The sequence below is a fragment of the Cohnella hashimotonis genome (assembly GCF_030014955.1).
Lineage (GTDB): Bacteria > Bacillota > Bacilli > Paenibacillales > Paenibacillaceae > Cohnella > Cohnella hashimotonis.
The window spans coordinates 6867138-6888914 of record NZ_JAGRPV010000001.1; the positions used below are offsets into that span (position 1 = coordinate 6867138).

18 protein-coding genes are annotated in these 21777 nt (G+C 60.2%); 4 read left to right on the forward strand and 14 right to left on the reverse strand.

The window, feature by feature from the left end; translation table 11 throughout:
* Positions 1 to 26 precede the first annotated feature (26 nt).
* Positions 27 to 842, reverse strand: coding sequence for a hypothetical protein (locus KB449_RS27285; RefSeq protein WP_282911383.1), 816 nt, complete (start codon positions 840 to 842; stop codon positions 27 to 29).
* Positions 843 to 1006: 164 nt separating this feature from the next.
* On the opposite strand from KB449_RS27285, the gene KB449_RS27290 reads away from it, so the two are divergent.
* A complete protein-coding gene (locus KB449_RS27290; RefSeq protein WP_282911384.1) occupies positions 1007 to 2155 on the forward strand; it encodes a lipocalin-like domain-containing protein in 1149 nt (382 codons plus the stop codon).
* Here the strand turns inward: KB449_RS27290 and KB449_RS27295 are convergent.
* A complete protein-coding gene (locus KB449_RS27295) occupies positions 2143 to 2967 on the reverse strand; it encodes a methyl-accepting chemotaxis protein (protein ID WP_282911385.1) in 825 nt (274 codons plus the stop codon). The genes KB449_RS27290 and KB449_RS27295 overlap by 13 nt on opposite strands.
* Positions 2968 to 3202: 235 nt before the next feature.
* On the opposite strand from KB449_RS27295, the gene KB449_RS27300 reads away from it, so the two are divergent.
* Positions 3203 to 4465, forward strand: a complete 1263-nt coding sequence (locus KB449_RS27300) for an MFS transporter (RefSeq protein WP_282911386.1) — start codon at positions 3203 to 3205, stop codon at positions 4463 to 4465.
* A gap of 660 nt (positions 4466 to 5125) precedes the next feature.
* Here the strand turns inward: KB449_RS27300 and KB449_RS27305 are convergent.
* Complete coding sequence (locus tag KB449_RS27305) at positions 5126 to 5719, reverse strand: LysR family transcriptional regulator (RefSeq protein ID WP_282911387.1); 594 nt, start codon at positions 5717 to 5719, stop codon at positions 5126 to 5128.
* 161 nt (positions 5720 to 5880) lie between these two features.
* Here KB449_RS27305 and KB449_RS27310 point away from each other — a divergent pair, with 161 nt between their 5' ends.
* On the forward strand, positions 5881 to 6720 hold the full coding sequence (locus tag KB449_RS27310; protein WP_282911388.1) for an SDR family NAD(P)-dependent oxidoreductase: 840 nt from the start codon (positions 5881 to 5883) through the stop codon (positions 6718 to 6720).
* 62 nt (positions 6721 to 6782) lie between these two features.
* Here the strand turns inward: KB449_RS27310 and KB449_RS27315 are convergent, their stop codons facing one another.
* From KB449_RS27315 to KB449_RS27325, 3 genes are all read right to left on the reverse strand, one after another.
* Positions 6783 to 7403, reverse strand: a complete 621-nt coding sequence (locus tag KB449_RS27315; RefSeq protein WP_282911389.1) for a glycerol-3-phosphate acyltransferase — start codon at positions 7401 to 7403, stop codon at positions 6783 to 6785.
* Positions 7400 to 8494, reverse strand: a complete 1095-nt coding sequence (locus tag KB449_RS27320) for a glycosyltransferase family 2 protein (protein ID WP_282911390.1) — start codon at positions 8492 to 8494, stop codon at positions 7400 to 7402. The genes KB449_RS27315 and KB449_RS27320 overlap by 4 nt, the downstream gene beginning before the upstream one ends.
* A 98-nt stretch (positions 8495 to 8592) precedes the next feature.
* The gene (locus KB449_RS27325; RefSeq protein WP_282911391.1) at positions 8593 to 9132 is read right to left on the reverse strand and encodes a hypothetical protein; all 540 of its coding nucleotides are present in this window, start codon (positions 9130 to 9132) and stop codon (positions 8593 to 8595) included.
* Positions 9133 to 9223: 91 nt separating this feature from the next.
* Here KB449_RS27325 and KB449_RS27330 point away from each other — a divergent pair, with 91 nt between their 5' ends.
* Positions 9224 to 9820 (forward strand): TetR/AcrR family transcriptional regulator, encoded by a 597-nt coding sequence (locus KB449_RS27330; RefSeq protein ID WP_282911392.1) that lies wholly within the window; start codon positions 9224 to 9226, stop codon positions 9818 to 9820.
* 283 nt (positions 9821 to 10103) lie between these two features.
* Here the strand turns inward: KB449_RS27330 and KB449_RS27335 are convergent, their stop codons facing one another.
* From KB449_RS27335 to KB449_RS27370, 8 genes are all read right to left on the reverse strand, one after another.
* Complete coding sequence (locus tag KB449_RS27335; protein ID WP_282911393.1) at positions 10104 to 11831, reverse strand: proline--tRNA ligase; 1728 nt, start codon at positions 11829 to 11831, stop codon at positions 10104 to 10106.
* 630 nt (positions 11832 to 12461) lie between these two features.
* Positions 12462 to 13916: a serine--tRNA ligase gene (serS, locus tag KB449_RS27340; protein ID WP_282911394.1), complete on the reverse strand. Its 1455-nt coding sequence runs from the start codon at positions 13914 to 13916 to the stop codon at positions 12462 to 12464.
* 18 nt (positions 13917 to 13934) lie between these two features.
* On the reverse strand, positions 13935 to 15047 hold the full coding sequence (gene serC, locus KB449_RS27345) for a 3-phosphoserine/phosphohydroxythreonine transaminase (RefSeq protein ID WP_282911395.1): 1113 nt from the start codon (positions 15045 to 15047) through the stop codon (positions 13935 to 13937).
* A 303-nt stretch (positions 15048 to 15350) separates the two neighbouring features.
* Positions 15351 to 16355, reverse strand: coding sequence for a DUF4917 family protein (locus tag KB449_RS27350; protein ID WP_282911396.1), 1005 nt, complete (start codon positions 16353 to 16355; stop codon positions 15351 to 15353).
* Positions 16356 to 16983: 628 nt separating this feature from the next.
* Positions 16984 to 17595: a flavin reductase family protein gene (locus KB449_RS27355; protein ID WP_282911397.1), complete on the reverse strand. Its 612-nt coding sequence runs from the start codon at positions 17593 to 17595 to the stop codon at positions 16984 to 16986.
* Between the two features lie 67 nt (positions 17596 to 17662).
* Positions 17663 to 18616 carry a ring-cleaving dioxygenase gene (locus KB449_RS27360; protein WP_282911398.1) on the reverse strand — a complete coding sequence of 318 codons (954 nt, stop codon included), beginning with the start codon at positions 18614 to 18616 and terminating at the stop codon, positions 17663 to 17665.
* Between the two features lie 131 nt (positions 18617 to 18747).
* The gene (locus KB449_RS27365; protein ID WP_282911399.1) at positions 18748 to 19455 is read right to left on the reverse strand and encodes a response regulator; all 708 of its coding nucleotides are present in this window, start codon (positions 19453 to 19455) and stop codon (positions 18748 to 18750) included.
* Between the two features lie 27 nt (positions 19456 to 19482).
* Positions 19483 to 21492 (reverse strand): PAS domain-containing sensor histidine kinase, encoded by a 2010-nt coding sequence (locus KB449_RS27370; protein WP_282911400.1) that lies wholly within the window; start codon positions 21490 to 21492, stop codon positions 19483 to 19485.
* Positions 21493 to 21777: the final 285 nt, after the last annotated feature.

Genomic DNA, 21777 nt, shown 5'->3' on the forward strand with positions numbered 1-21777 from the left:
TTACCCGCGCCTCCGGATACTGCCGTCTATGCCTTCACGATCTTGGCCGGATTGTTGATCTTGTAAGGAATCGGATGCTTCGCAAGCTTCTTGGCGACGACCTTCGCCTCAAACGCGAGTTTGTCCCCCACCTCGAGCTCGAGCTTCTTCAGCGTGGCGCTATGGCTCGACCATGCTTCGCCCAGCTCCGTCTCCGTGTCGGCGATCGCGACCGACTCGTAGATGATGACTTCGTCGTCGTTGTCCGCGAAGTGGTTGGGCACCGTCGTAAATTCCTTGACGGTCGCCGTCAGCTTGACCTTTTCCTCGGGCAGCTGCACCTTCTTCGACCGCGTGGCCCCGGCTTTCGCCTTGGCCGGCGCAGCAGCGGCCGCGGCGACTGCGGGGGCCGCATCTCCCGAAGCCACGAACGAAGCGAACGCGTCCGCCGCCGAACGATCGTCCTCTGCCGCAGATGGCCGCGCGCTCGGGCGAATCTCGGCTGCAGGGCTCTCCGCGACGGCGACCGGCTCGGCTCCCGTCTCCTCGCGCTCGGCGAACGCGTCCTCCGACTCCGCGACGCTCGCATAACGCTGACCGAAGTTCGCCGCTTGCATTTCTTTCAAATAAGAGGGGTGGATGCAATGCTTCTGCTTGTTCGGGAGCTCGATGACGGCGGTCATATGATCGACATAGCCGACGATGCCGCAGGCTTCCTTCAGTCCGTTGCCTTTGTAGTAGAACGTCTTGGCCTTGGTCGCCTTCTCGGAGACCAGATCCCACTCCTTCAGCTTGTCCAGCTGCTCCGCTTCGTCCGCGAACGCAATGTAACTCACAGGCTCAATGACAAACGCGTAAACCATCTTATCCCGCCTTTTATCCATAAATAATCCCGGACCGGACGCGTATCCTGTATCCAAGTATATCGCTTTAGCTTGATTATAAATCGGATCGCCGAAAGAATACCATCTTTCACCCCTGCCCATGCGCCCACATACGTTGGTTAAAAAGCAAAGCGGGTGCGATCATGATCAGCCGCTCCAGCCTCATCGCCTTGCCCGGGGACGCAGGCGCCCATCCTTGGTCCAACGTGGAATGGTGGTATTGCTACGCCTTGCTGACCGGGAGCAGGGGCGGACGTTACGCCGTCATGGCTTCCTTTTTCCGCGTGGGAGAATGGGCGGCGCCCAAGGGACATTATATCATTCACTCGCTCGTCCGGTTGGACAGGGCGCGGTTCGAGAGCAGCTCGGCGCTCGACCGGTCGCTCGCGGTCCAGATGGCCGGCGTGTACCTGCCAGCCTATTTGCTGGCGCATCCGACCGACGGGCATACGTGGGACGTCTACCGGCGGTTGCTCGCGAACGCGCTGCCGGCGCCGCATCGCTTCATGCCGTCTTCGTCCGTCGACGCACGTCCGACCAGGCTCGTCTATGGCCAGAACCGAATGACATTCGCAGACGACCGCGATGCAGGCTTCGAGCTTAAGCTGGAAGCCGATACGGCTCGCCTCCGGTTGAACTTCGCGCCGAGCAAGCCCTTGTCCGTCATCGACGAGACAGGCGGGCTCAACGGCTTGCGCTATTACTCCCAGACGCGCAGCCGGGTACACGGAGAGCTGTATGAAGAAGGCCGCGCGGAAACGCTGCGCGGCGAAGGCTGGTTCGACCATCAATGGGGGCGCAGCTACGGACTGCTGACGGGCGAGGGATGGGACTGGTTCGGGCTGCAATTGGAAGACGGCCGCGAACTGCTCGTCAGCCGGCTGCGACCCGCCGGCGCGGGCGCGGCAACCGACGGCGAAGCACTGGTCCAAGCTCGCGCCGAAGCGAGGCTGATCGGGCCGGACGGTTCGACGACGCCGTCGAACCGCGTGGTTCTCCGCCCCTTGCGGCGTTGGCGAAGCGAAGACACGGGCGCAGACTATCCCGTCGCCTGGGCGATCTCGCTGCCCGACTTCGGCATGACGATCAGCGTCGCGCCGCTTATGGACCGCCAGGAGATGCCCGTGCTCGGGCCGCTGCGGGCGATCTGGGAAGGCGTCGTCGCCTTCGAAGGCGACGAGCGGGACGGCGAAGAATCGCCTGCGCGCATCGCGGGTTACGGCTTCATGGAGCTGGTCGGCTATCCGCAGTCCGCCCGGACCGCGCCTGCGTCCTTCCGTTACTTGCCGTAATTCGCCGCGTCCGACAGCTGCCCCGCGACTTCCGCGATATGCGCGAAGGCTCTGCTGAATTCGTCCATGCCCGCCGAAGCGGACTTGGATTCCTTCGCGATCTCCCCGACCGTGCGGTCCATCGCGCGGATGCTCTCCTCCATCGACCGGAACAGCTCGGTAATCTGCGACACCGCCGCCTTGCTGTACTCGCCGAGCTTGCGGATCTCCGTCGCGACGACGCCGAAGCCGAGCCCCTGCTCGCCGGCGCGCGCCGCTTCGATGGCCGCGTTCAGGCCGAGCAGCTGGCTCTGCTCCGCGATCTCCTTCACCGAGGCGAGCACGGATCCCGCCTTCTTGAGCCGCTCGAGCAGCTGCGCCGACTCCGACGCCTGCTCCTGCAGCCGATCCGCGATGTGCGCGCCGGCCGCCGTTATTTCCTGCCCCGTTGCCGACATCTCCTCGATCACACCCGACAAGTCGGCCGTGCCCGCGCGCAGCGAGTCGAGCCGCGCGTTCGGGACGATGAAGCCGATCGCCCCGACGACTTCCCCGTTCTCCCGGATGGGACTCGCCACCGACAGGTAGGCGGTGCCGAACCGCGAGGCGTCCCGTTCCTCCACGATCCGTACGCCCAGCTCGAGCGCTTTTGCGATAACCGTCCCCTCCAGCGACGACACCGGCGTGCCGGCCGGGATGCCCGAAGGATAGAACGAAGCTTTTTCGAAATGAACGACCTGGGTCCGATCGATCACGATGACGACGGGTTCGTCGGTATAAGTTTCCTTGTAAACGGGGATGGCGGCTAGTACGTGCTCCAGCATCGTCGGCATCGGGGCATGGCTCCTTATGTGAGAGAATATAACCTGTATGTCGTCAGACCGGGGTCGGAAATGAAGTGAGCGCAGCCCTGCAGAAAGCAAAAAATAGAGCAATTCAAAAGAAATGCCCGCAGCGTCCGTATGCTATGGTAGAATCGAGCAACAAAGCGAGCCGGTGAAGCGTTTACCTAATGAAAACCGGCCGGATCGTTTAGAACGCCGCCAAGATTAAGGAGTGTATGAATCTATGAATTCGGCATCCCATGCCGCCAAGGGAAAGCCGCCCGGCCTGCTGTCGAGCCGCTTCCTGCAAACCATCCTGCTGTCCAACGTCCTGCTGCAAATCGGCATTTGGGTCCGCAACTTCGCGATCCTGCTGTATGTGGCGGCCAAAACGGACAACGATCCCTACGCCATCTCGCTCATCAGCGTGGCCGAGTTCGCCCCGATCTTCGTCTTTTCGTTCATCGGCGGCACCTTCGCCGACCGCTGGAAGCCGAAGCGCACGATGGTCTGGTGCGACCTGCTGTCCGCCGTCTCGGTATTCATCGTGCTGCTCAGCATTCACTTCGGCTCCTGGCATGCCGTCTACCTCGTGACCTTTATATCCGCGATCCTGTCGCAGTTCTCCCAACCGTCCGGCATGCGCCTGTTCAAGCAGCATGTGCCGGAAGCCCAGATGCAGCAGGGCATGGCCATCTTTCAATCGCTGATGGCCATCTTCATGGTGCTCGGTCCCATGCTCGGCACGTTCGCCTACAGCAGCTTTGGGCTGGAGACGTCGGTCGCGGTTATGGGCGTCGCGTTCCTGCTGTCCGCGATCGTGCTCGTCCGGCTGCCCGCCGACCTGCCGCAGGAGCGCAATGCCGCGGAGAGCCATTTCCGCCGGGAATTCGTCGAAGGCTTCAGTTACGTCTGGCAGAGCCCCGTGCTCCGCATGCTCGGACTGGCCTTCATTCTGGCCGGGCTCGCCGTCGGCATCGCGCAGGCGCTCAACCTGTTCGTCGTCACCGAGCGGCTCGGCAAGCCGGAGGACTTCCTTCAATACATGCTTATGGTCAGCGGCGGCGCGATGCTCATCGGCGGCGGACTCGTGGCCGCGTTCGCCCAGAAGGTGCCGCCGCAGGCGCTGCTCGCTACGGGCATGTTCTTCGGCGCGGTATGCACCGTGATCGTCGGCTACTCCACGAGCGTGCCGCTGACGCTGGTCGTCCAGTTTGTCAACGGCCTCGTATTCCCTTGCATTCACATCGGCATCAGCACGATGATCCTCAAATGGTCCAAGCCGACGATCATCGGCCGCGTCAACGGCGTGCTGAGCCCCATGTTCACCGGCATGATGGTCATCTCGATGTCCGCGGCCGGCGCGCTCAAGAAGTCCTTTCCGCTCGAGGTCATCTTCTCTGCGGCCGGCGTGCTGTTCTTGATCGGGACGGTCGCCATGCTGCTGATCGTCAGACAGCGCCCGCCGGTGCACGCCGGCGAAGGCATTGCGCAGACGAGCGCCTAAGGCGATTGGTCTTAAGCGCCGGCGGTCCCCATGCGGCGGTGCGGCGGCGTACGCTGTTCGGTAAAAATCAGCTAAAAATTAAACAGCGGCAGTCTAAGATTTTGAAATAATGTCTTGGACTACCGCTGTCTGCGTTCAATTAACGTTCTCCCGTTAGGCTTAAAAATTATGACTCAATTTATTTTGCTTGAATTTATGTATTCTACTTCAATTGTCTCATTTTCCGGTATGGAGTTATAACAAGAGAGAAGTTCATTAACTTCAGGTTTGCTGTGAAAAACTACAGGTCCATTTTTCGGCTGTTCACGGTCTGCCCTTCAGCTCGTTTACACTTTGCACCTCGACATCACTCAACCTAGGTTCAAACATTTCTTTGCATTTCGATTATGATTTCTAAGAATTGATCAACTTCCTCGGATGGATGTAATGGATATATCAAACCATATGGAACCTCGAAATCTAAATCACTAGGGATCGTCACCAAGGAAGGATGAATATCTGCCCAGGCCTCCAATGTCAGCATAACCGTATTACTTTCCTCGCAGCGATTAAACACATCAAGATCATAGAGACGCGGAACATCCTTAATTCGTATCTGAGGGTGATTCATTATCAGGAAATCACGTATGTCATGAATAACGGCACTTTCCCCGCCGTTCACTACAGCCAATCTTTCCCCATACAAATCTTTGACAGAAAGTGTTTTCTTGAAGCTAGCCTATGTTGTCGAGATACGGCAAAGCAAACGCGGTAACTTCCCAGTTCAAGCACACGGTAGTAATCCTTCAAGTTATCTGTAAGAAATGGCCCCGCAATGATATCGAGTGATTGGCCAATCGTGCGGTAAGTTGTTGGGAGTGTATGTGCGTCATCTTCGAAATTTACGATGTTTATTCCGAATTGCGGGTATAGGTCGCTAATTCCAGTCCACAAATCAATCAAAACATTACAGGGGTTAAGCATAGAAGTGCCCACTCGAACAATATGCCGATTGGTCTGTGCGGACTGATGCATACGGATAAGAGATTCTTGAAAATACTGCAGCATAAATTTTGCATCTTTAATAAAAGATATTCCTGCTTTTGTGAGCCTGACACCGTGGTTGGTGCGGATAAAAAGCGGGACTCCGGCTTGCTTTTCCAACAAATTCATTTGCTTCATAACAGCGGTTGAAGAAATAAAAAGCTTTTCGGCAGCCTTAGAGAAGCTTCCGGACTCCGCCACTTGAACAAAAGTCTTCACTTGCTCAATCATTCAGGAAGGCCTCTCCTTTGCATAAACCAAAAGTTAATGCCATGCTAACATATTTGAAATTCCGCATCAAGCTACTAAGCCGTAACATTAGTGAGGAGTGAAAGAGGAAACAAAAGCTTTAAAAATACGACCACACAGGATCTGTATCGGAGGAGAATACAATGGAGAAAAAAGTCTGGTTCATTACAGGGGCCTCTCGCGGATTAGGGCGCATTTGGACCGAGGCCGCACTCTCTCGCGGTGATAAGGTTGCCGCGACCGCGCGCACACCGGAAAGCATCGTCGATCTTAAGGAACGTTTTGGAGACGCTGTTCTTCCCCTAGCGCTCGATGTAACTGATTCCCGTCAGGTCGAGCTTGTCGTTCAGCAGGCTCACGCGCATTTCGGCAGGCTAGACGTCGTTCTAAACAATGCCGGTTACACGCTGGTTGGCACGACTGAGGAGGCTGACGAATCCGACGTCCGCGAACTATTTGACGCCAATTACTTTGGTACGCTTCGTGTCATCCAAGCTGCCCTGCCTCTGCTTCGATTGCAGGGCAGCGGGCATATTCTCGGCGTCTCAAGCGCCATGGGTATTGTTGCAGCGCCGCTCATTGGCTTCTATTGCGCTTCCAAATGGGCAGTCGAAGCACTGCACGATAGCCTCGCTCAAGAGGTTAAAGACTTCGGCATTAAGGTCACGTTGCTCGAGCCGGGCGCCTATGCCACCGACTTTGGAAGCCCCTTGTCCATGAAGACATCACAGGTATTGGAAGCTTACGCCGAACTTCGTAATCAGGTGTCCATTCGTTTATCGACCCAAGAACGAGGCGATCCGAAGGCGACGGCTGAAGCGATCCTTCAAATCGTAGACGCCCAGGACCCGCCTCTGCGGTTTGCGATAGGCGCCGGGGTGCTGCCTTTGGTGCGTGGAACCTATGCCGATCGTTTAGCCACTTGGGAGGCATGGGAAGCTGTCTCGAACGGAGCGCAAGGAAAACCGATAAGCCATCGTTAGCATTGGAAGTTATTTTCCTGATCTTACACTTTATTCCTCATAACATCCGCGGCTGCCGCGTCCTAGCGACGCATGCGGTCCGCTCCCCTGCGCGCGACCAACCGCCGCAGCTCGCGCCGATGCGTAAAGGCGAGCAGCAGCGCATTCGCGAGCGCGAAGGCGGCGATCGGCGCCGGGAACGCCCGCGCCAGCGCGTAGACCAGCAGCATCATCATCCCCAGCACGACCTGGAAGGCGTCCGCTTCGGCGGACGCCTTCTTTGTGCCGCGCGTCAGGCGGCCGCCCAAGAGCAGGATGGCGAGGATGACCGCATAGGCGAGCGCGCCCTCGAACGAGAGCGCGCACCAGACGCCGAACGTAGTCGCGATCGCTTTGCCGCCTCTTCCCCGAAGGAACGGGGAGAAGGCATGCCCAAGCACGGGCATCAAGGAAGCGGCGGCAGCGGCATACCCCGGCAGGCGTCCCGAGGCGAGCATGAAGGCGACGGGCGCAAAGCCTTTGGCGAAGTCGAGCGCGATGCCGACGACGCCGTAAGCGAAGCCGGCCGCCCGCCACAAATTCAGGGCGCCAGGATTGCCGTCGCCGATCTCGCGAAGGTTGCTGCGCGCTGCGAGGCCCAGCCAGTAGGAGAACATGAGCGAGCCGCACAGGAACAGCGTCGCCGACCAGAGTAGGGCCGTCACTTGCGATCGCCCCCGACGCGGATTTTTCTCCCTTTCCAAGGCACATGTCCGACGAACAGGACGCGATACGACGAGTAAAGCATGATATACAGGAAAAACGCCGTGCTGAGCGGATGAAGCGCCGGCAGCCAAAGACCGAAGCGCCCGGTATGGCGGGAGAAGTAGTAAATCTGCAGCGTGTACAGCAAATAGCCGGCCGCCCATACGGGCGCCCCGGCCGTATGAAGGACAAATGGCGCAGCTTCAGCGCAAATCAAACCGACCAGCCACAAGGCGACGAGCAGCACCGTCGGCTTGGCGAGCTTGCCCGTGCTTTGCACGGCGCCTTTGCCGAAGCCTTCGACCTCGCTGCGAATGCCGCCCGGATACATGCGGAACGACACCTGACCGCGGCCGATAAAGTTTGTGACGGGCACGCCGGCCTCAACGAACCGCGCCCCGAGCGTCAAGTCGTCCAGAAGCTCGGCTTTTACGCCCTCATGTCCTTTCGCCCGCTCGTAGTCCTCGCGCGATGTCAGGATGCAGGAGCCGTACAGCCCCTTCTGCGGATTGGTCCGCTCGAACGGCGAAGTAAACGCGAACAGGCCGAGCAGGTTCGGAACCAGCGCCAGCCGCTCGTACAGCTTTTCCGTGTAATGGTAAGGAACGACGGAGACGACCCCGTTCGTCCGGGACCTCGCTTCTACCAGCGCGCCAAGCGCGTCCGGCGCCAGCCGCACGTCCGCATCCAAAAACGCGATCAGGTCGCCCGTCGACTGCAAATAGCCGTTCCACACCGCCCAATTTTTTCCTGTCCAGCCTTCTGGCAGCGGCAGCCCGCGGACGAGCGTCGCACCATAAGCCTCGGCGATCGGGCCTGTCCGGTCCGTCGAACCGTCGTCGACGACGATGATCTCGTACGGCCGATAGCGCTGCGCGCGGAGCGACGAGAGCAGGTGCGGCAAGTTTTCCTCTTCGTTCCTGGCCGGAATGACGACCGACAGTCGGAATGCATCTGAAGACTGCGACGATGCTTGCGGAATCGTCATTTTCCGGAAAAGGACAAAGCCCGCGGCGCACGCCGGAACCATAAACGCCAGCCATATCCACATGCCGCTCCCGCCCTTCGCCCGATGATTCGGCCTATGCGCCGTTATCTCATCCTATTAGCGGACAGGGGAAAAGATGATCGGGATCCGGCACGGGACTTTCAGGACTCGTGCTTCTCTTTTTTCGGAGAAAGGGTGTAGCTGAAGCTGATCAAAAAGTCGATGCCGAGCACGACCGACCAGAGCCGGATGACCTGGACGAGCTGCTCCGTGCTGTCCGCATCGTCGACAAGGTAGATCATGCCGGCCAGACAGAGGCAGCCGATCGCCCAAGCGAGCAAATGCTTGAACCAGCCGAGGCGCTCCTGCCGCGCATGCTCGCGTCCGAATCTCGCCTTGGGCTTCGGCGCCGCCCCCCCGGCGAACCGATGGGCGAAGCGTTCGTCGGCCCATCGGATCATCGCGTGGCCGAACGCGATCGAGACGCCGATATACACCGCGGAGAGCCCATGTACAAAAGTTGCCTCGGCTCCCTGTTTCAGGTGAATGACAGTTACTGCGAGCAGAACGATGTCGACGCCCGGCGTCAGCAGGAGCAGCACGGAGCCGGTCTTTTTCCATTTAAGAAGGTAACGGCACGCCAGCCCCGCCAGAATGAGCACCCAGAAAGCAATTTCGCAGCCGATGATGACGCCGATCAACGCAAGCCCCCCTCTTTTACGATACAGTTGTATTAATTAAGCTCGATTATACCAGCTTTTTTTAATAATACAATCGTATTATAATGAGTACATGCCTAAAATCGTCGATCATGAGAAACGAAAACAGCATATCGCCGAAGCCGTCTTGCGCCTCGTCCGGCGTGAGGGAATCGAGAGCGCATCCGTCAGAAGAGTCGCGGAGGAGGCCGGCCTGACACTTGGCGCGCTGCGGCATTACTTCGACGCGCAGCACGATTTGCTCGCCTATGCGATGCGTCTCCTCATCGGACGGGTCCGTGCGCGAATCGACGCCCTGCCGCTCACCGGACATGCGCGAACGGACATCGAGCTGATCATCGCGCAGCTCGCCCCGCTCGACGAAGAGCGCCTCGCGGAATCCGAAGTCTGGCTGGCGTTCGCGGGCAAGGCGGTGTCGGATCCCGCGATCCGCGCGCTCAGCCGTGAAGTTCACGAGGCGCTGTATGAAGGCTTCAAGCGCATGATCGCCTCCCTGTGCGAGCGCGGCCTCGCCCGGCCCGGCATCGATCCGGAACTCGAAGCCCGCCGGCTGCACGCGCTCGCCGACGGGCTGGTCGTCCACTATACGACCTACGCCGAGCATCTGGATCCAGCGGGGCTGATGCGGATCGTATCCGCGCATCTGGACGGGCTGATTAGGGCGGATTAGTTGGCGGGATCGCCAGCGCTGCGGAGCGGGCGGAGCGTGAGGGGGGACAACTGCGACTGCGTCACAAATGGACACAGGCGCCGCTATTTTACGTCAATCGCCGAAAAGGCCGCCGCTTTGGGACAGGGAGTCCGCTATTTGGCCTCTGGAAGCTCGAATCGTTGCTTCGATGCGGCGATAACGGATCCTGTGTCCGTTAAAGCTGGTCCGCAACCGGTTTGCGCATGAATAGCGAATCCTGTGTCCGACATGCCAGCCTGACGCGAGTACCAGCAGCTATTTCCTATCGGTACGTCATCGCAGCTCGCTGCTTACAGCGTTCAACGGCATCCGCCGCGGAGACCGCCTCAGCTTCCGGAAGCGCACGCTCCGAATACTCGACGATCCCCTCGCCCGCTCTTTTGCCGACAACGATGCGAAGCGGGATGCCGAACAGATCGGCATCCTTCAGCTTGACGCCCAAGCGTTCGTCCCGGTCGTCAAGCAGCGTTTCGACGCCATTGTCCTGGAGCATGCGGCGGATCTCTTCCGCGAGCGCTCTCTGCGCGGCATCCTTCCAAGAAACGGGCACGATATGCGCTTGAAAAGGCGCGATCGCCGCCGGCCAGCGGAAGCCCCATTCGTCGTGATGCTGCTCAGCGGCGGCAGACATCATGCGGGAAATCCCGATGCCATAGCAGCCCATGACGACTGGCGCCGCGGCTCCCTTCGCGTCCGCAAATTCCGCATGAAACGGAAGGCTGTATTTTGTCCCTAGTTTAAAAACGTGGCCAATCTCGATCCCCTTACGCAAGCCGAGGCTGCCTTCCGTACAGCGCGGACATGGGTCGCCCTCCTCCGCGTCGCGCAGATCGCCTACCCTTGTCAGCGAAAAGTCACGTCCGGGCACGACGCCTCGCAGGTGGAATTCCCCTTTGTTCGCCCCCGTTATGCCTGTTGCCATATCCGCCACGGCAAAGTCGACCCACAGCGGCAGATCCAATCCGACCGGACCTAGAAAGCCCGCGGGAGCAACGGCGAGCGCCGCGATTGTCTCGGCATCCGCCATCTCCAGCGTGTCCGTACCGAGCAGACGCTTGAGTTTGATCTCATTCACCCCGTGATCCCCGCGAATCGCGACAGCCGCCACTTGTCCATCCGCCACAAACAGCATTGTTTTAATCGTCTCAGCAGCTGTAACGCCCAAGGCCGCCGTTAACTGATCGATCGTTCGCGCACCAGGCGTATGAACGAGCTCCGGCGAAGTCTCCTCATCGTTCGCAGGAAACGTTCGCTGCACGCCCTCCCGCCTTCCGGCCTCCGCTTTTTCCAGATTCGCCGAATATCCGCAATGCGCGCAAAACGCGATCGTATCCTCGCCGACATCGGCCAAAGCCATGAATTCGTGCGAGCCGCCCTCCCCGCCGATCGTTCCCGAATCGGCCTCGACGCCCCGCACCTCCAACCCGCAGCGCGCGAAAATCCGCTCGTACGTTTCGTAAATGACGCGATACGCGTGATCCAGTCCTTCTTGATCCGCTCCGAACGAATAGGCGTCCATCATCAGAAACTCCCTGCCGCGCAGCAGTCCAAACCGCGGGCGCCGCTCGTCCCTGAATTTCGTCTGGATCTGATATAACGTCATCGGAAGCTGCCGATAGGAATTCACTTCGCTCGCGACCAGCGCGGTAACGACTTCCTCGTGCGTCGGTCCCAGCACAAAGTCACGATCGCCGCGATCCTTGAATCGAATCAGCTCGGGGCCGTACGCCCCGTATCGCCCGGACGTTCGCCACAACTCCGCCGGCTGCAAGGCGGACATCAACATCTCTTGCGCACCGGCATGGTCCAACTCCTCGCGCACGATGGACGAGATCTTGCGGAGCACGCGCCAGCCGAGCGGGAGAAACGTATAGACCCCCGAAGCTAGCTGACGAATGAACCCGGCGCGCAGCATGAGTCGATGGCTGGCGGCTTCGGCATCCGATGGAACTTCCCGCATCGTCGGGGCAAACAAACCGGACTGATACATGATCCGACACCTCCCGTAAAATAAAAAAGAACGCCTTCGTCAGGGACGAAAACGTTCGCGGTACCACCCTAATTCGACCGATCGGCAAGCCGATCGATCCTTCGCGGATAACGGGGCAGCGCCCCGGCAGCGAATACTTGAACTTCCTCGCTGCGGCTCGCAAGGCGGGAATCGTCCACTCGGTCAGGGAAGCCTCTCAGCCTTGGGCTTCCTCTCTGCGCAGCACGATCGTGTACGGTCGTTTCCTTGTGTCTTCGCCTTTGTAATCATAAAAGTGTGAATTGTCAAATAATTTACGCGAATGACGGCTTGTTGTCAAGTCTCGCCCTGTGCGGCAATGGGACAGAAGTGGACCTTACGATGACGCTACGGACTGCGAGGCACTGCACGACCGATTCGGGCAGCGCGCGACACGGACACAGCGGACGTTATTTACTCAAAATGCCTTCAATCCGCCGGTAAGCGGACAGAGAATCCGCTATTGCGCTCACACATACTCCAAATGAGCTCCGCGCGCATGAATAGCGGATCCTGTGTCCGACAGAATTTGATTTTACCTATACTATTCGAAAATAACGTATGCTGTGTCCGACACGCGGCAGACTGTGCATAATCGGGAAACCCCGTGTCTCACTCCGCCCGAATTTCCTCTATCCCGCCCAAGTATGGCCGCAGCGCCAACGGCACGTAGACCGAGCCGTCCTCCCGCTGATGGTTCTCCAGCAGCGGGATCAGGATGCGCGGCGTGGCGACCGCCGTATTGTTGAGCGTGTGCGCGTAGCGCAGCGTTCCGTCCGCGTCGCGGTAGCGAATGCCCGCCCGGCGCGCCTGAAAGTCCAGCACGTTCGACGACGAGTGCGTCTCCCCGTAAGCGCCGCGGCTCGGCATCCACGTCTCGATGTCGTACTGCTTGTGCGTCTTCTGCGACATGTCGCCGATGCAAACCGCCACGACGCGGTACGGCAGCTCGAGCAGCCGCAATATTTCCTCGGCGTTGGCCGTAATCTCCGCCAGCATCGCATCCGATTCCGCCGCCTCGCCGCGACATACCACGACCTGCTCGACCTTGGCGAACTGATGCACCCGGTACAGCCCGTGTACGTCTCGCCCTGCCGAGCCGACCTCGCTTCGGAAGCATGGCGTCGCTGCCGCAAGGCGGATCGGTTCCTCCAGGTTCACCGTCTCGCCCGCGTAGTACGACACCAAGCCGACCTCCGATGTGCCGATCAGATACTTGTCACCTTCGGCCAACGCGAAGGTCTGGTCCCGTCCCGTCGGAAAAAATCCGGTGTTCTCGAACGTCTCGCCGCGCATCATGGCCGGCAGCTCGAGCGGCGTGAAGCCCCTTCGCTCCAGCACGTCCATCGCCAACTGCTGCACCGCGCGGTGCAAGCGGCTGCCGATGCCCTTCAGCACGTAGCTGCGCGTGCCCGCTAGCTTCACGCCGCGCGCCAGGTCGAGCAGGCCGAGCCGCTCGCCAAGCCGTACATGATCCAGCGGCTCGAAGGCGAATGTCGGAATGTCTCCGACCCGGCGCAGCTCGACATTGTCAGCGTCCGAATTCCCGTCCGGCGTGTCCGCCGATACCGGATTCGGCACGAGCTCGAGCAGCGACCGCCAGGCGGCCGAGACTTCCGCCTGCCGCGCCTCGAGCTCCGCGAGCTTCGCGTTTGCCTCCCGCACCTGCCGTTTGGCCTCGTCTATCTTTCCCGAATACACGGCGCCGAAGTTCTCGTCAGATAGCGCACCGTTCCCTAGCTTCGCGCTCAGCGCCTCCCCTTCCGCATAGATCCGCGTTTCGTGCGGCATGCTCGGCGCATCCCTTAACGCAGCCCCGATTGCGGGCTTCACTTCTCCGGCTTTCCTCCCGCGCGCTTCGCCTTGTGTGCGCCGCGCCTTGACGAGCGCCGCGATCTCCTCGCTTCGCCGGTTCCGCTCGGCCCGCAGCCGCTCGACCTCCTGCAGCAGCGACCTGCGCGACGCATCCAGCTCCAGCAGCTCGCGGATCGATATCGCGATTCCTTTGCGATCCGCCGTATGCTGAAGTAGCTCCGCATGTTCGCGTATATACGTCATGTCCAGCATGCTTGCCAGCCTCCTCCCTCAACCCCGCCGATTCCGGAAATCGTCCATAAACGCCGCCAGCGCCCGGCAAGCCTCCACCGGCACGCCGTTATAGATCGATGCCCGGATCCCGCCGACGCTCCGATGGCCCGCGAGTCCCGCGAAGCCGGCAGCCTGCGCCTCCTGCACGAACGCCTTCTCAAGCGACTCGTCCGGCAGCCGCCATGTCGCGTTCATCGCCGAACGGTCAGGCTTCTCCACGATGCCGCCGTAAAATCCGCCGCTCCCGTCGATCGCCTCGTAGAGCAATGCCGCCTTTTCCGCGCTTCGCGCCTCCATCGCCGCGACGCCGCCCTGCCGCTTCGTCCACTCCAGCATCAGCTTCATCATGTAAATGCTGTGCACCGGCGGCGTGTTGTACAGGGAATTGTTGCTCGCGTAGGTTGCATATCGGAAAATCACAGGTACCTTAGCATTCGCATTCGCCTTCGCCGATGCCGCCAGCAGGTCCTCGCGGATCACGACGGCCGTGACGCCCGCCGGTCCCAGGTTTTTCTGCGCGCCTGCATAGAACATCGCGAACCTCGTCCAGTCGATCTGCCGGCTCAAGATGTCGCTCGTCATGTCGCCGATCAGCGGAATGCCGCCCGTGTCCGGAAATGTCTTGAACTGCGAGCCTTCGATCGTATTGTTCGTCGTCACATGGGCGTAAGCGGTATCTCCCTCAGTCAGACCCGTCAAAGCCGCTTCCAAGTTCGGCAGTCTCGCCCATCCCGTCCCCTTGCCGCTCGCCAGCACCTCTGCCGCCCCGACTGTCAGCGCCTCCTCGTACGCTTTTTCCGCAAAGCTGCCCGACAGCACGTAACGCCCCGCCTTGCCCGCCGCCAACAGATTCATCGCCAGCAAAGCGAACTGCGCGCTCGCTCCGCCCGACATGAACAGCACGCGGTAACCCGCATCTTCCAGGCCGATCAGCTCGAGCAGCAGCCGCTCCGTCTCCGCGATCATCCCTTCCACCGGCTTGCTGCGATGCGACATTTCCATGAGCGACATGCCCTGTCCCCCATACTCGACAAAGCTGTCCCGTCCCTGCTCCAGCACCTCGAGCGGCAGCGCCGCCGGTCCTGGATTGAAATTGTACGTCCGATCCATTTTCCATCGCCTCTTTCCCAAGATTGTCGTTTGAAAACGCAAAGACGCCCCTCGTCCGAATTGGGACGAGGAGCGTCAGCTCGCGGTGCCACCCAACTTGATGAACCGGCGCGCGGGGCGCGGCTCATCCTCTTGGTTCCGCGGTAACGGGCGGGGCCGGTAAACTTAGGATACGGCGGTATCTAGCGATACCCAGCCGCTCTTGACGGGAACGCCTCCGAGTTGGATGCTCTTCACAGGCATGATTCCGATCTGCGATTGTTTGATCATTCTAACGGAGGGCGGGCGGCATTGTCAACAAGCTCACCTTGCGTCCGTCTCCCCGAACGAAGCCGAGTCGAAAAACACCAGCTCGCGGTCGCTTCCGAACTTGCTTGCGTACCTCGCTTGCTCGAGCATGATCGCTTCGGGGCTCATTCCCGGCGTATAAATGCCTATTGCAATGCGTGTTAGCGCCGACTCCCGGACGGCCTGGACGATATGCTCGTCCCCGTCGAACGACAGGCCGAATACCGTAAGCCCGCCGGACTGGCGCTCCAGGCTGTCGTAACAGAACGAGAGGTACTCGTTTTCCAAAATGCGCGACATTTTGTGGCGGCTCAGCCCTTCGGATACGAAAAGCGGCACGGCGTTCCCGCTCCTATACAACTGGTCCAGCGTGCGCGGCAGCGTGAGGTGGCGGCTTTCTGCGACGATCTTGCGCGTGAGCTTGTCCTCCGTATACAGATGCAGAGCGCCGTGCAGGAAATGAAGCGGAATGCGCTCCAGGTACTTCTCCGGCACCTCGGACGAGAAGACGCAGTCGAAGAAGTAATCCTTGAAGGATGACGGCGAGGTCATGATGGCCCAATAGGGAATCAGGTCGTACGAGGTGGTGAAAATCGCCTTGAACCGGGCAAGCTGCACGCCCAGCACGGCGAGCCTGCCGTGTCTGCGGCCCTCTGCGGCCGGCGCACCGGGAAGCGTGTCGACATCGGTCTTCTCCGGATGCACCTGCTGCACGACCCGGACGAGCGCGTGCCGGATATCCGCGTAGAGGTCCGGCAGTCTGCCGCTGGCGTTGCCGACGAGCCCGTTCAAGGCGATCGCCTGGTTGATCTCGCGCAGCGCCAGCTCGAAGTTGGTCGTGCCGAGCGCCCGGAAGATCGCGGACACCGTCTCTTCCATAAAAGGCGCTGCAGCTTGATAGAGCGAGCCATAGCTGAACCTCGGCGAATAAGAGATCGACAGCCCGTTGCCCGCCAGCAGCGCATCTGTATGCGCTTCCTGGATGTCCCGATAAGCATACATCTCGTAGCGAAAAGACATATGGCGCCTCCCCCGGCAATCTCCGAATCCCCATCCCGGCAGTGCCGGGCTTCGATTCGAGTATACCAGACAGGGAGGCGCCATGCCTTCCTTATAGGTTCATGCGAGTGCTTTCCGTCGGCAGCACTTCGCGCCGCTGGACCCGCGTACGCTCGCATGTGCTTTCCCTAGGCAGCACTTCGGGCCACTGGACCCGCATACGCTCGCATGTGCTTTCCCTCGGCAGCATTTCGCGCCGCTGGACCCGCATACGCTCGCATGTGCTTTCCCTCGGCAGCATTTCGCGCCGCTGGACCCGCGTACGCTCGCATGTGCTTTCCCTCGGCAGCACTTCGCGCCACTGGACCCGCATACGCTCGCATGTGCTTTCCCTCGACAGCACTTCGCGCCGCTGGACCCGCGTACGCTCGCATGTGCTTTCCCTAGGCAGCACTTCGCGCCACTGGACCCGCATACGCTCGCATGTGCTTTCCCTCGGCAGCACTTTGCGCCGCTGGACCCGCGTACGCTCGCATGTGCTTTCCCTAGGCAGCACTTCGCGCCGCTGGACCCGCATACGCTCGCATGTGCTTTCCCTCGGCAGCATTTCGCTCACCGAGCCGCGAAGAAAACCTCGCCTGCTCGTCCCTCACTCCGGCCGCTCCAGCGAAAATGCTTCGCCCAGCTTCGCGTACGCATTGCCCGCCAGCCGGCTCACCGGCTGAAGCAGCTGCGCGTCTATTCTGCCGCCGCTGAGCAGTTCGTCGGCGACATGGAAGCGTACGACGCGGCCGATCAGCAGGTCGCAGGCCGGCGCGTCGGCCGTTCCGCCAAGCGGATAGGCATGCTCGAGCACGCATTCCATGCGGATCTTCGCCTCCGCGAGGCCGGGTACGGGCACGGCGCTGCTCTGCACGGCCGTAAAGCCCGCGAAGTCGATCTCGCTCTCCTCCGGCGGGAGGTTCGCCGCAGCGAGGTTCGCAGCGTTCACGTTCGACTCATCGGTGACATGAACGACGAAGCTGCCGGTCGCCAACGCATTGCGCGCGCTGTCTTTTTGCCGCCCGCTCTTGCGTTGGACCGATATCGACACCATCGGCGGATTCGCGGTCACGATATTAAAATAGCTGAACGGTGCCGCGTTCACGACCCCGTCCGTCGACAGCGTCGTCATCAGCGCGATCGGACGCGGCACGATGCTGCCGATCATGAGCTTATAGTTGTCCCGTTCGGTCTGGTCAGCCGGATCAATCGCGATCATGCTTGTTCTCTCCCTTCGCCGGGGCCGTCCTATGCGGCCTGCACGGCATTCACTTGCGCGGTATCCGTCATTGTGCACGGTCGGCGTCCAGCACGCGGACCTCGATCGGAGGCAGCGCCTTCTCAAGCTCGGCGCGTCTTGGCTCGAACCATTCGGGCAGCATCAGCAGCTCGCCGAGCGCCTCGGCCGGCTCGTCGCGAGCGAAGCCGGGCGGATCCGTCGCGATCTCGAATAGAATGCCCCCGGTCTCGCGGAAATAGATGGCATTAAAGTACTGCCGGTCGGTAAACGGCGTCGGCTGGAAGCCGTGCACGAGCGTCCGCTCGCGCCATACGCGGTGATCTTCGTCGTTCTTCGCGCGCCAGGCGATATGGTGCACCGTGCCGGAGCCGCCGTGACCGCCCGGGACCGCATCCTCGCGGACCTCGACGATATTGCCCAGCTCTCCGTAAGCGCGGAACCGGACAAGGCCGCCTTCCGAGCCGACCTTTTCGAGCCCCAGCAGTCCCTGCAGCGTCTCCATCGTCTTGTCAGGCGCGAGGCTGAAAAGAACGGCGCCGCCAAGTCCCTTGATCGCCTTGTCGGCCGGCACGCCGCCGAACGACCACTTGCTCGGCTCGCCCTGCACGCGCTCGACCAGTTCGAGCTGCAGCTCGTCGCGGTCGCGGAACCGCAGGAAGGTCTCTCCGAACCGCGTCGTCCGCTCGTAAGCGATCCCCAGCTTCGCGAGGCGTCCTTCCCAGAAAGAAAGCGCGCCGACCGGCACGGCAAACGTCGACCAGCCCACCTGACCGCCCCCGATCATTCCTTTGCGACCGTGCTCGAACGGAAAAAACGTAATCGCCGTTCCGGGGCTCCCGCCTTCGTTGCCGAAGTAGAGGTGATAAACCTCGGGACCGTCGAAGTTTACCGTCTTTTTCACGAGCCGCAGCCCAAGTACACCTGCATAAAAATCCACGTTGTCCTGCGCGTTGCGAACGAATGCCGTAATATGGTGGATGCCGGCGGTCTTTTGTGTCATCGATATCTGCTCCTTCGCTCGTTGGCGATTGGTTTTATCTTTAAATTATTTATCTTTAATTTAAGATAAATATACAGCAAGATTCCCGCCATTGCAAGCGGGAATTCGGCGCAAGCCGCTATCGCCGATATTTAAATCGCATCCAGTCCGGGATATCCGATGAACGAGAGGTCGGACCGTTGCCCCGCGCCGTGTTCCGGCTCGTCTACGATGCCGAGCTGGCCGGCTTTGATGACGGCTTCGACCCTCGATTTGACCTTGAGCATGTGAAAAAGGTCCGTCAGCGCGTACTCGAGCGACCGTTGGCTGATCAGCAGCGCTTGCGCAATTTCCTTGTTGCTCTTGCCGCGGGCAATCTCCGTCAGAATCTGCCGGTCCCTATCGGACACGGCCGCGATCGTCGGATCGGCGCGCGGCTCGGGGCGAGGCTCGCTCGGGCGCCTGAGCTGCTTGAGCAGCTCCAGGGGCACCACGGCCTCGCCGCGCGACGCGCACCGCACCGCTGTGACGAGCTGCTCCCGGTTCACCGTCTTGGGCAGAAAACCGGAGAGCCCGGACTCTACCATCAGGTTAAAATGGTTTTTAAAATCGATGCCCGTATAGATTAGAATCGTCGCGTCCGGCCGGATGCCGAGCATGCGCTTCGACAGCTCGAGCCCGTTCATGTCGGGCATCTGGAGATCGACGAGGATCACGTCGAACCGCAGCCGCTCCGTCAGCTCGATCGCCATCGCCGCCGTGCTCGCGAAGCGCACCCGGATGTCTCCTTCCTGCTCGAGCAGCAGCTTCGTGCCTTCCATCACCGAGGGATGGTCGTCTACCGTCAATACTTCTATCATGTGGTTTCCCTCCCGTCGCAGGCCGGTCTAGCCGACAGCCGGTATGCGGATGCTGATGGAGAGCCCGTCGTTCGGGGCCGAGCAGAATACGATCTGGCCGCTCATGCTGTGCACGCGCTCCTTCATGCCGTATACGCCCATGCTCGCGAATGCGCTCCCCGCTTTCTCGATGTCCATCCCAACGCCATTGTCTTCGTAATGCAAGTGAATCAAGCCTGACGACGCGGCGAGCGCGATTTTCACCCGTGTCGCCTGCGAATGCTTGGACGCGTTCGCGAGCAGCTCTTGAACGACGCGGTAAATGCCCAGCATCTGATCCTCGCACAAAGCTTCCCCGATATCGCCCAGCTGGTAATCGATCGCATAGTCCGCGCGAAGCTGCGTCAGCTCGAACAGCGAAGCAAGCGAGGACGCCAGTCCAGCTTCCTTGAGCATAGGCGGGCGAAGATCAATGCACATCATCCGGATTTGGTACATGACGTCCAGCAACCCCTCCGCAATCGCCTGGAGCTTGCCCCGGAATTCCGGGTCCAGCGTCGGATCGGCGAGCATCTGCTCCGCCTTGCGGTACCAGACGATCTGCTCCTGCAGCGCCGAGTCGTGCAGCTCCTGGGCAAGCCGCTTGCGCTCGTGCTCGTTCAACTGGAACAGCAGCCGGAGCAGCTTGGACGGGACGGCCTTCTGCGACGCAGCGGATTCTACCTCTCTGGTCAAGTCCTCGATAACCAGAAAATTGTCGTACAGCACGCTGACGTACCGGCAGATTGTCTCGAGCCATATCCGAACCTGCCCTAGCTGAAGGGCTGCAGGACGCTTTCCTACGCACAGCACGTAAGCCGATCTGCGGATATCCCCGATCCGGATAAGATAGCCTGCCGGCTTGTCTACAACGCGGCATAGCGGCAGCTCGGCGCACCACGCCTTGGGGAGTTCCCCCAGCCATCCCGGGATCCGCTCGCCCCCGCGGAGGACGCTGCGGCGGCCGGACCGAACCTCGAGCAGGCAGACTTCCTCGGTCATGAGCACCTCCCTTACGACTCGAACGAGACGCTCCTCCATCTCGGACACTTTGACCATGCCGAACAGTGCGCTCGAAAAGCAGTCCAGACTATTCTGCAGACGGACGTACAGTTCGCCGTTTTCCCGCACCAGCCTCTCCGTCTCCAGCCGTTGGCTCTCCGCCTGCTTGCGTTCGGTGATATCCCGTACGATCGAGATTGCGGCGACGCCTCCCTTATAAGGCACGGGACCCGAGATGACCTCGACGTCGACGAACGAGCCGTCCATCCGCACGATCCGCTGCTCGGCCGGCGCGCTCGTGCGGCCTTCGCGGTACACCTTGGACAGGCGAGACAGCGCATCGTCCAGGCCGTCCGGATGAATCATTCCGAAAATCCGCGCCTCCGTCAGTTCCTGCGCGCCGAACAGCGCCTTCGTCGCCGGGTTGGCGTATAGGATCCGGTAATCCTGGTGAAAAATGATCCCATCGGGGCTCTGCTCGGCCAACTGAAAATCGATTCCCTCGCCCCCGAACGATGCCGACATTTTAACTGCGACTTGCGGCGCGTCCGTAAAAGAGCCGCAGGCGGCCAACTTGGCCTCGGTAATGTCGCGAAAAATCGCGTTGATAAATCGGCGCCCGGATACGTCGGTCGGAAAGGCAGTGCAGACGCTCAGCCAGCGCAGCTCTCCGTCCGCGCGATAGATGCGGCATTCCAGATCGTCCCCGCTGCCGTCCGGCGCCGTGATGTCCAATGCCAGAAATACGTCGAAATCGTCCGGATGCACGATCCGGCTCCATGCGCGCATATCTTGCAGTTGATCCCTGCCGTATCCCGTAATCGACAGCACGGACTCGGATAAATAATCGCAGCGCCCCGTCTCCGCCTCGTACGAACACATCGCCACGCCCACCGATTCCATAATGCGGCGCATTTTGATTTGTTCCAGCTCATGCGAAGCCGTAGACGATTTCTTGAAAGACTGATGACGGTTGGCAGTCAACGCTCGCTGAGAGACAATAGGCGATTTTTTCACGTGGCATTCCCTTCCTCGTCCACTATATTCCACATTCCATTAAATAATGATTATTTTACCAATTCTAGCGGGAACCAAATGGCGTCTTTTCAAAATTCGACACCTTTCCTTATATTTCGATATTTTCTGGTCTTTATTTTAGTCCCAACCGCTAAACATTTGCTAAAAATGATAAGACAGCGCTTTTCCCTTCTTTATCTCTACGCCCAAGAAAGCCATAATAGCGAGAGCAGGCCTGCGTTTCCGGCACGCCGCGCATAGCAAAAAGGGCGGTGCAGCGTCATT

Coding starts and splice junctions, on each gene's coding strand:
- KB449_RS27285 (WP_282911383.1), bottom strand. CDS start 842: ATGGTTTACGCGTTTGTCATTGAGCCTGTGAGTTACATTGCGTTCGCG.
- KB449_RS27290 (WP_282911384.1), top strand. CDS start 1,007: ATGATCAGCCGCTCCAGCCTCATCGCCTTGCCCGGGGACGCAGGCGCC.
- KB449_RS27295 (WP_282911385.1), bottom strand. CDS start 2,967: ATGCCGACGATGCTGGAGCACGTACTAGCCGCCATCCCCGTTTACAAG.
- KB449_RS27300 (WP_282911386.1), top strand. CDS start 3,203: ATGAATTCGGCATCCCATGCCGCCAAGGGAAAGCCGCCCGGCCTGCTG.
- KB449_RS27305 (WP_282911387.1), bottom strand. CDS start 5,719: ATGATTGAGCAAGTGAAGACTTTTGTTCAAGTGGCGGAGTCCGGAAGC.
- KB449_RS27310 (WP_282911388.1), top strand. CDS start 5,881: ATGGAGAAAAAAGTCTGGTTCATTACAGGGGCCTCTCGCGGATTAGGG.
- KB449_RS27320 (WP_282911390.1), bottom strand. CDS start 8,494: ATGTGGATATGGCTGGCGTTTATGGTTCCGGCGTGCGCCGCGGGCTTT.
- KB449_RS27330 (WP_282911392.1), top strand. CDS start 9,224: ATGCCTAAAATCGTCGATCATGAGAAACGAAAACAGCATATCGCCGAA.
- KB449_RS27335 (WP_282911393.1), bottom strand. CDS start 11,831: ATGTATCAGTCCGGTTTGTTTGCCCCGACGATGCGGGAAGTTCCATCG.
- serS (WP_282911394.1), bottom strand. CDS start 13,916: ATGCTGGACATGACGTATATACGCGAACATGCGGAGCTACTTCAGCAT.
- serC (WP_282911395.1), bottom strand. CDS start 15,047: ATGGATCGGACGTACAATTTCAATCCAGGACCGGCGGCGCTGCCGCTC.
- KB449_RS27350 (WP_282911396.1), bottom strand. CDS start 16,355: ATGTCTTTTCGCTACGAGATGTATGCTTATCGGGACATCCAGGAAGCG.
- KB449_RS27355 (WP_282911397.1), bottom strand. CDS start 17,595: ATGATCGCGATTGATCCGGCTGACCAGACCGAACGGGACAACTATAAG.
- KB449_RS27360 (WP_282911398.1), bottom strand. CDS start 18,616: ATGACACAAAAGACCGCCGGCATCCACCATATTACGGCATTCGTTCGC.
- KB449_RS27365 (WP_282911399.1), bottom strand. CDS start 19,455: ATGATAGAAGTATTGACGGTAGACGACCATCCCTCGGTGATGGAAGGC.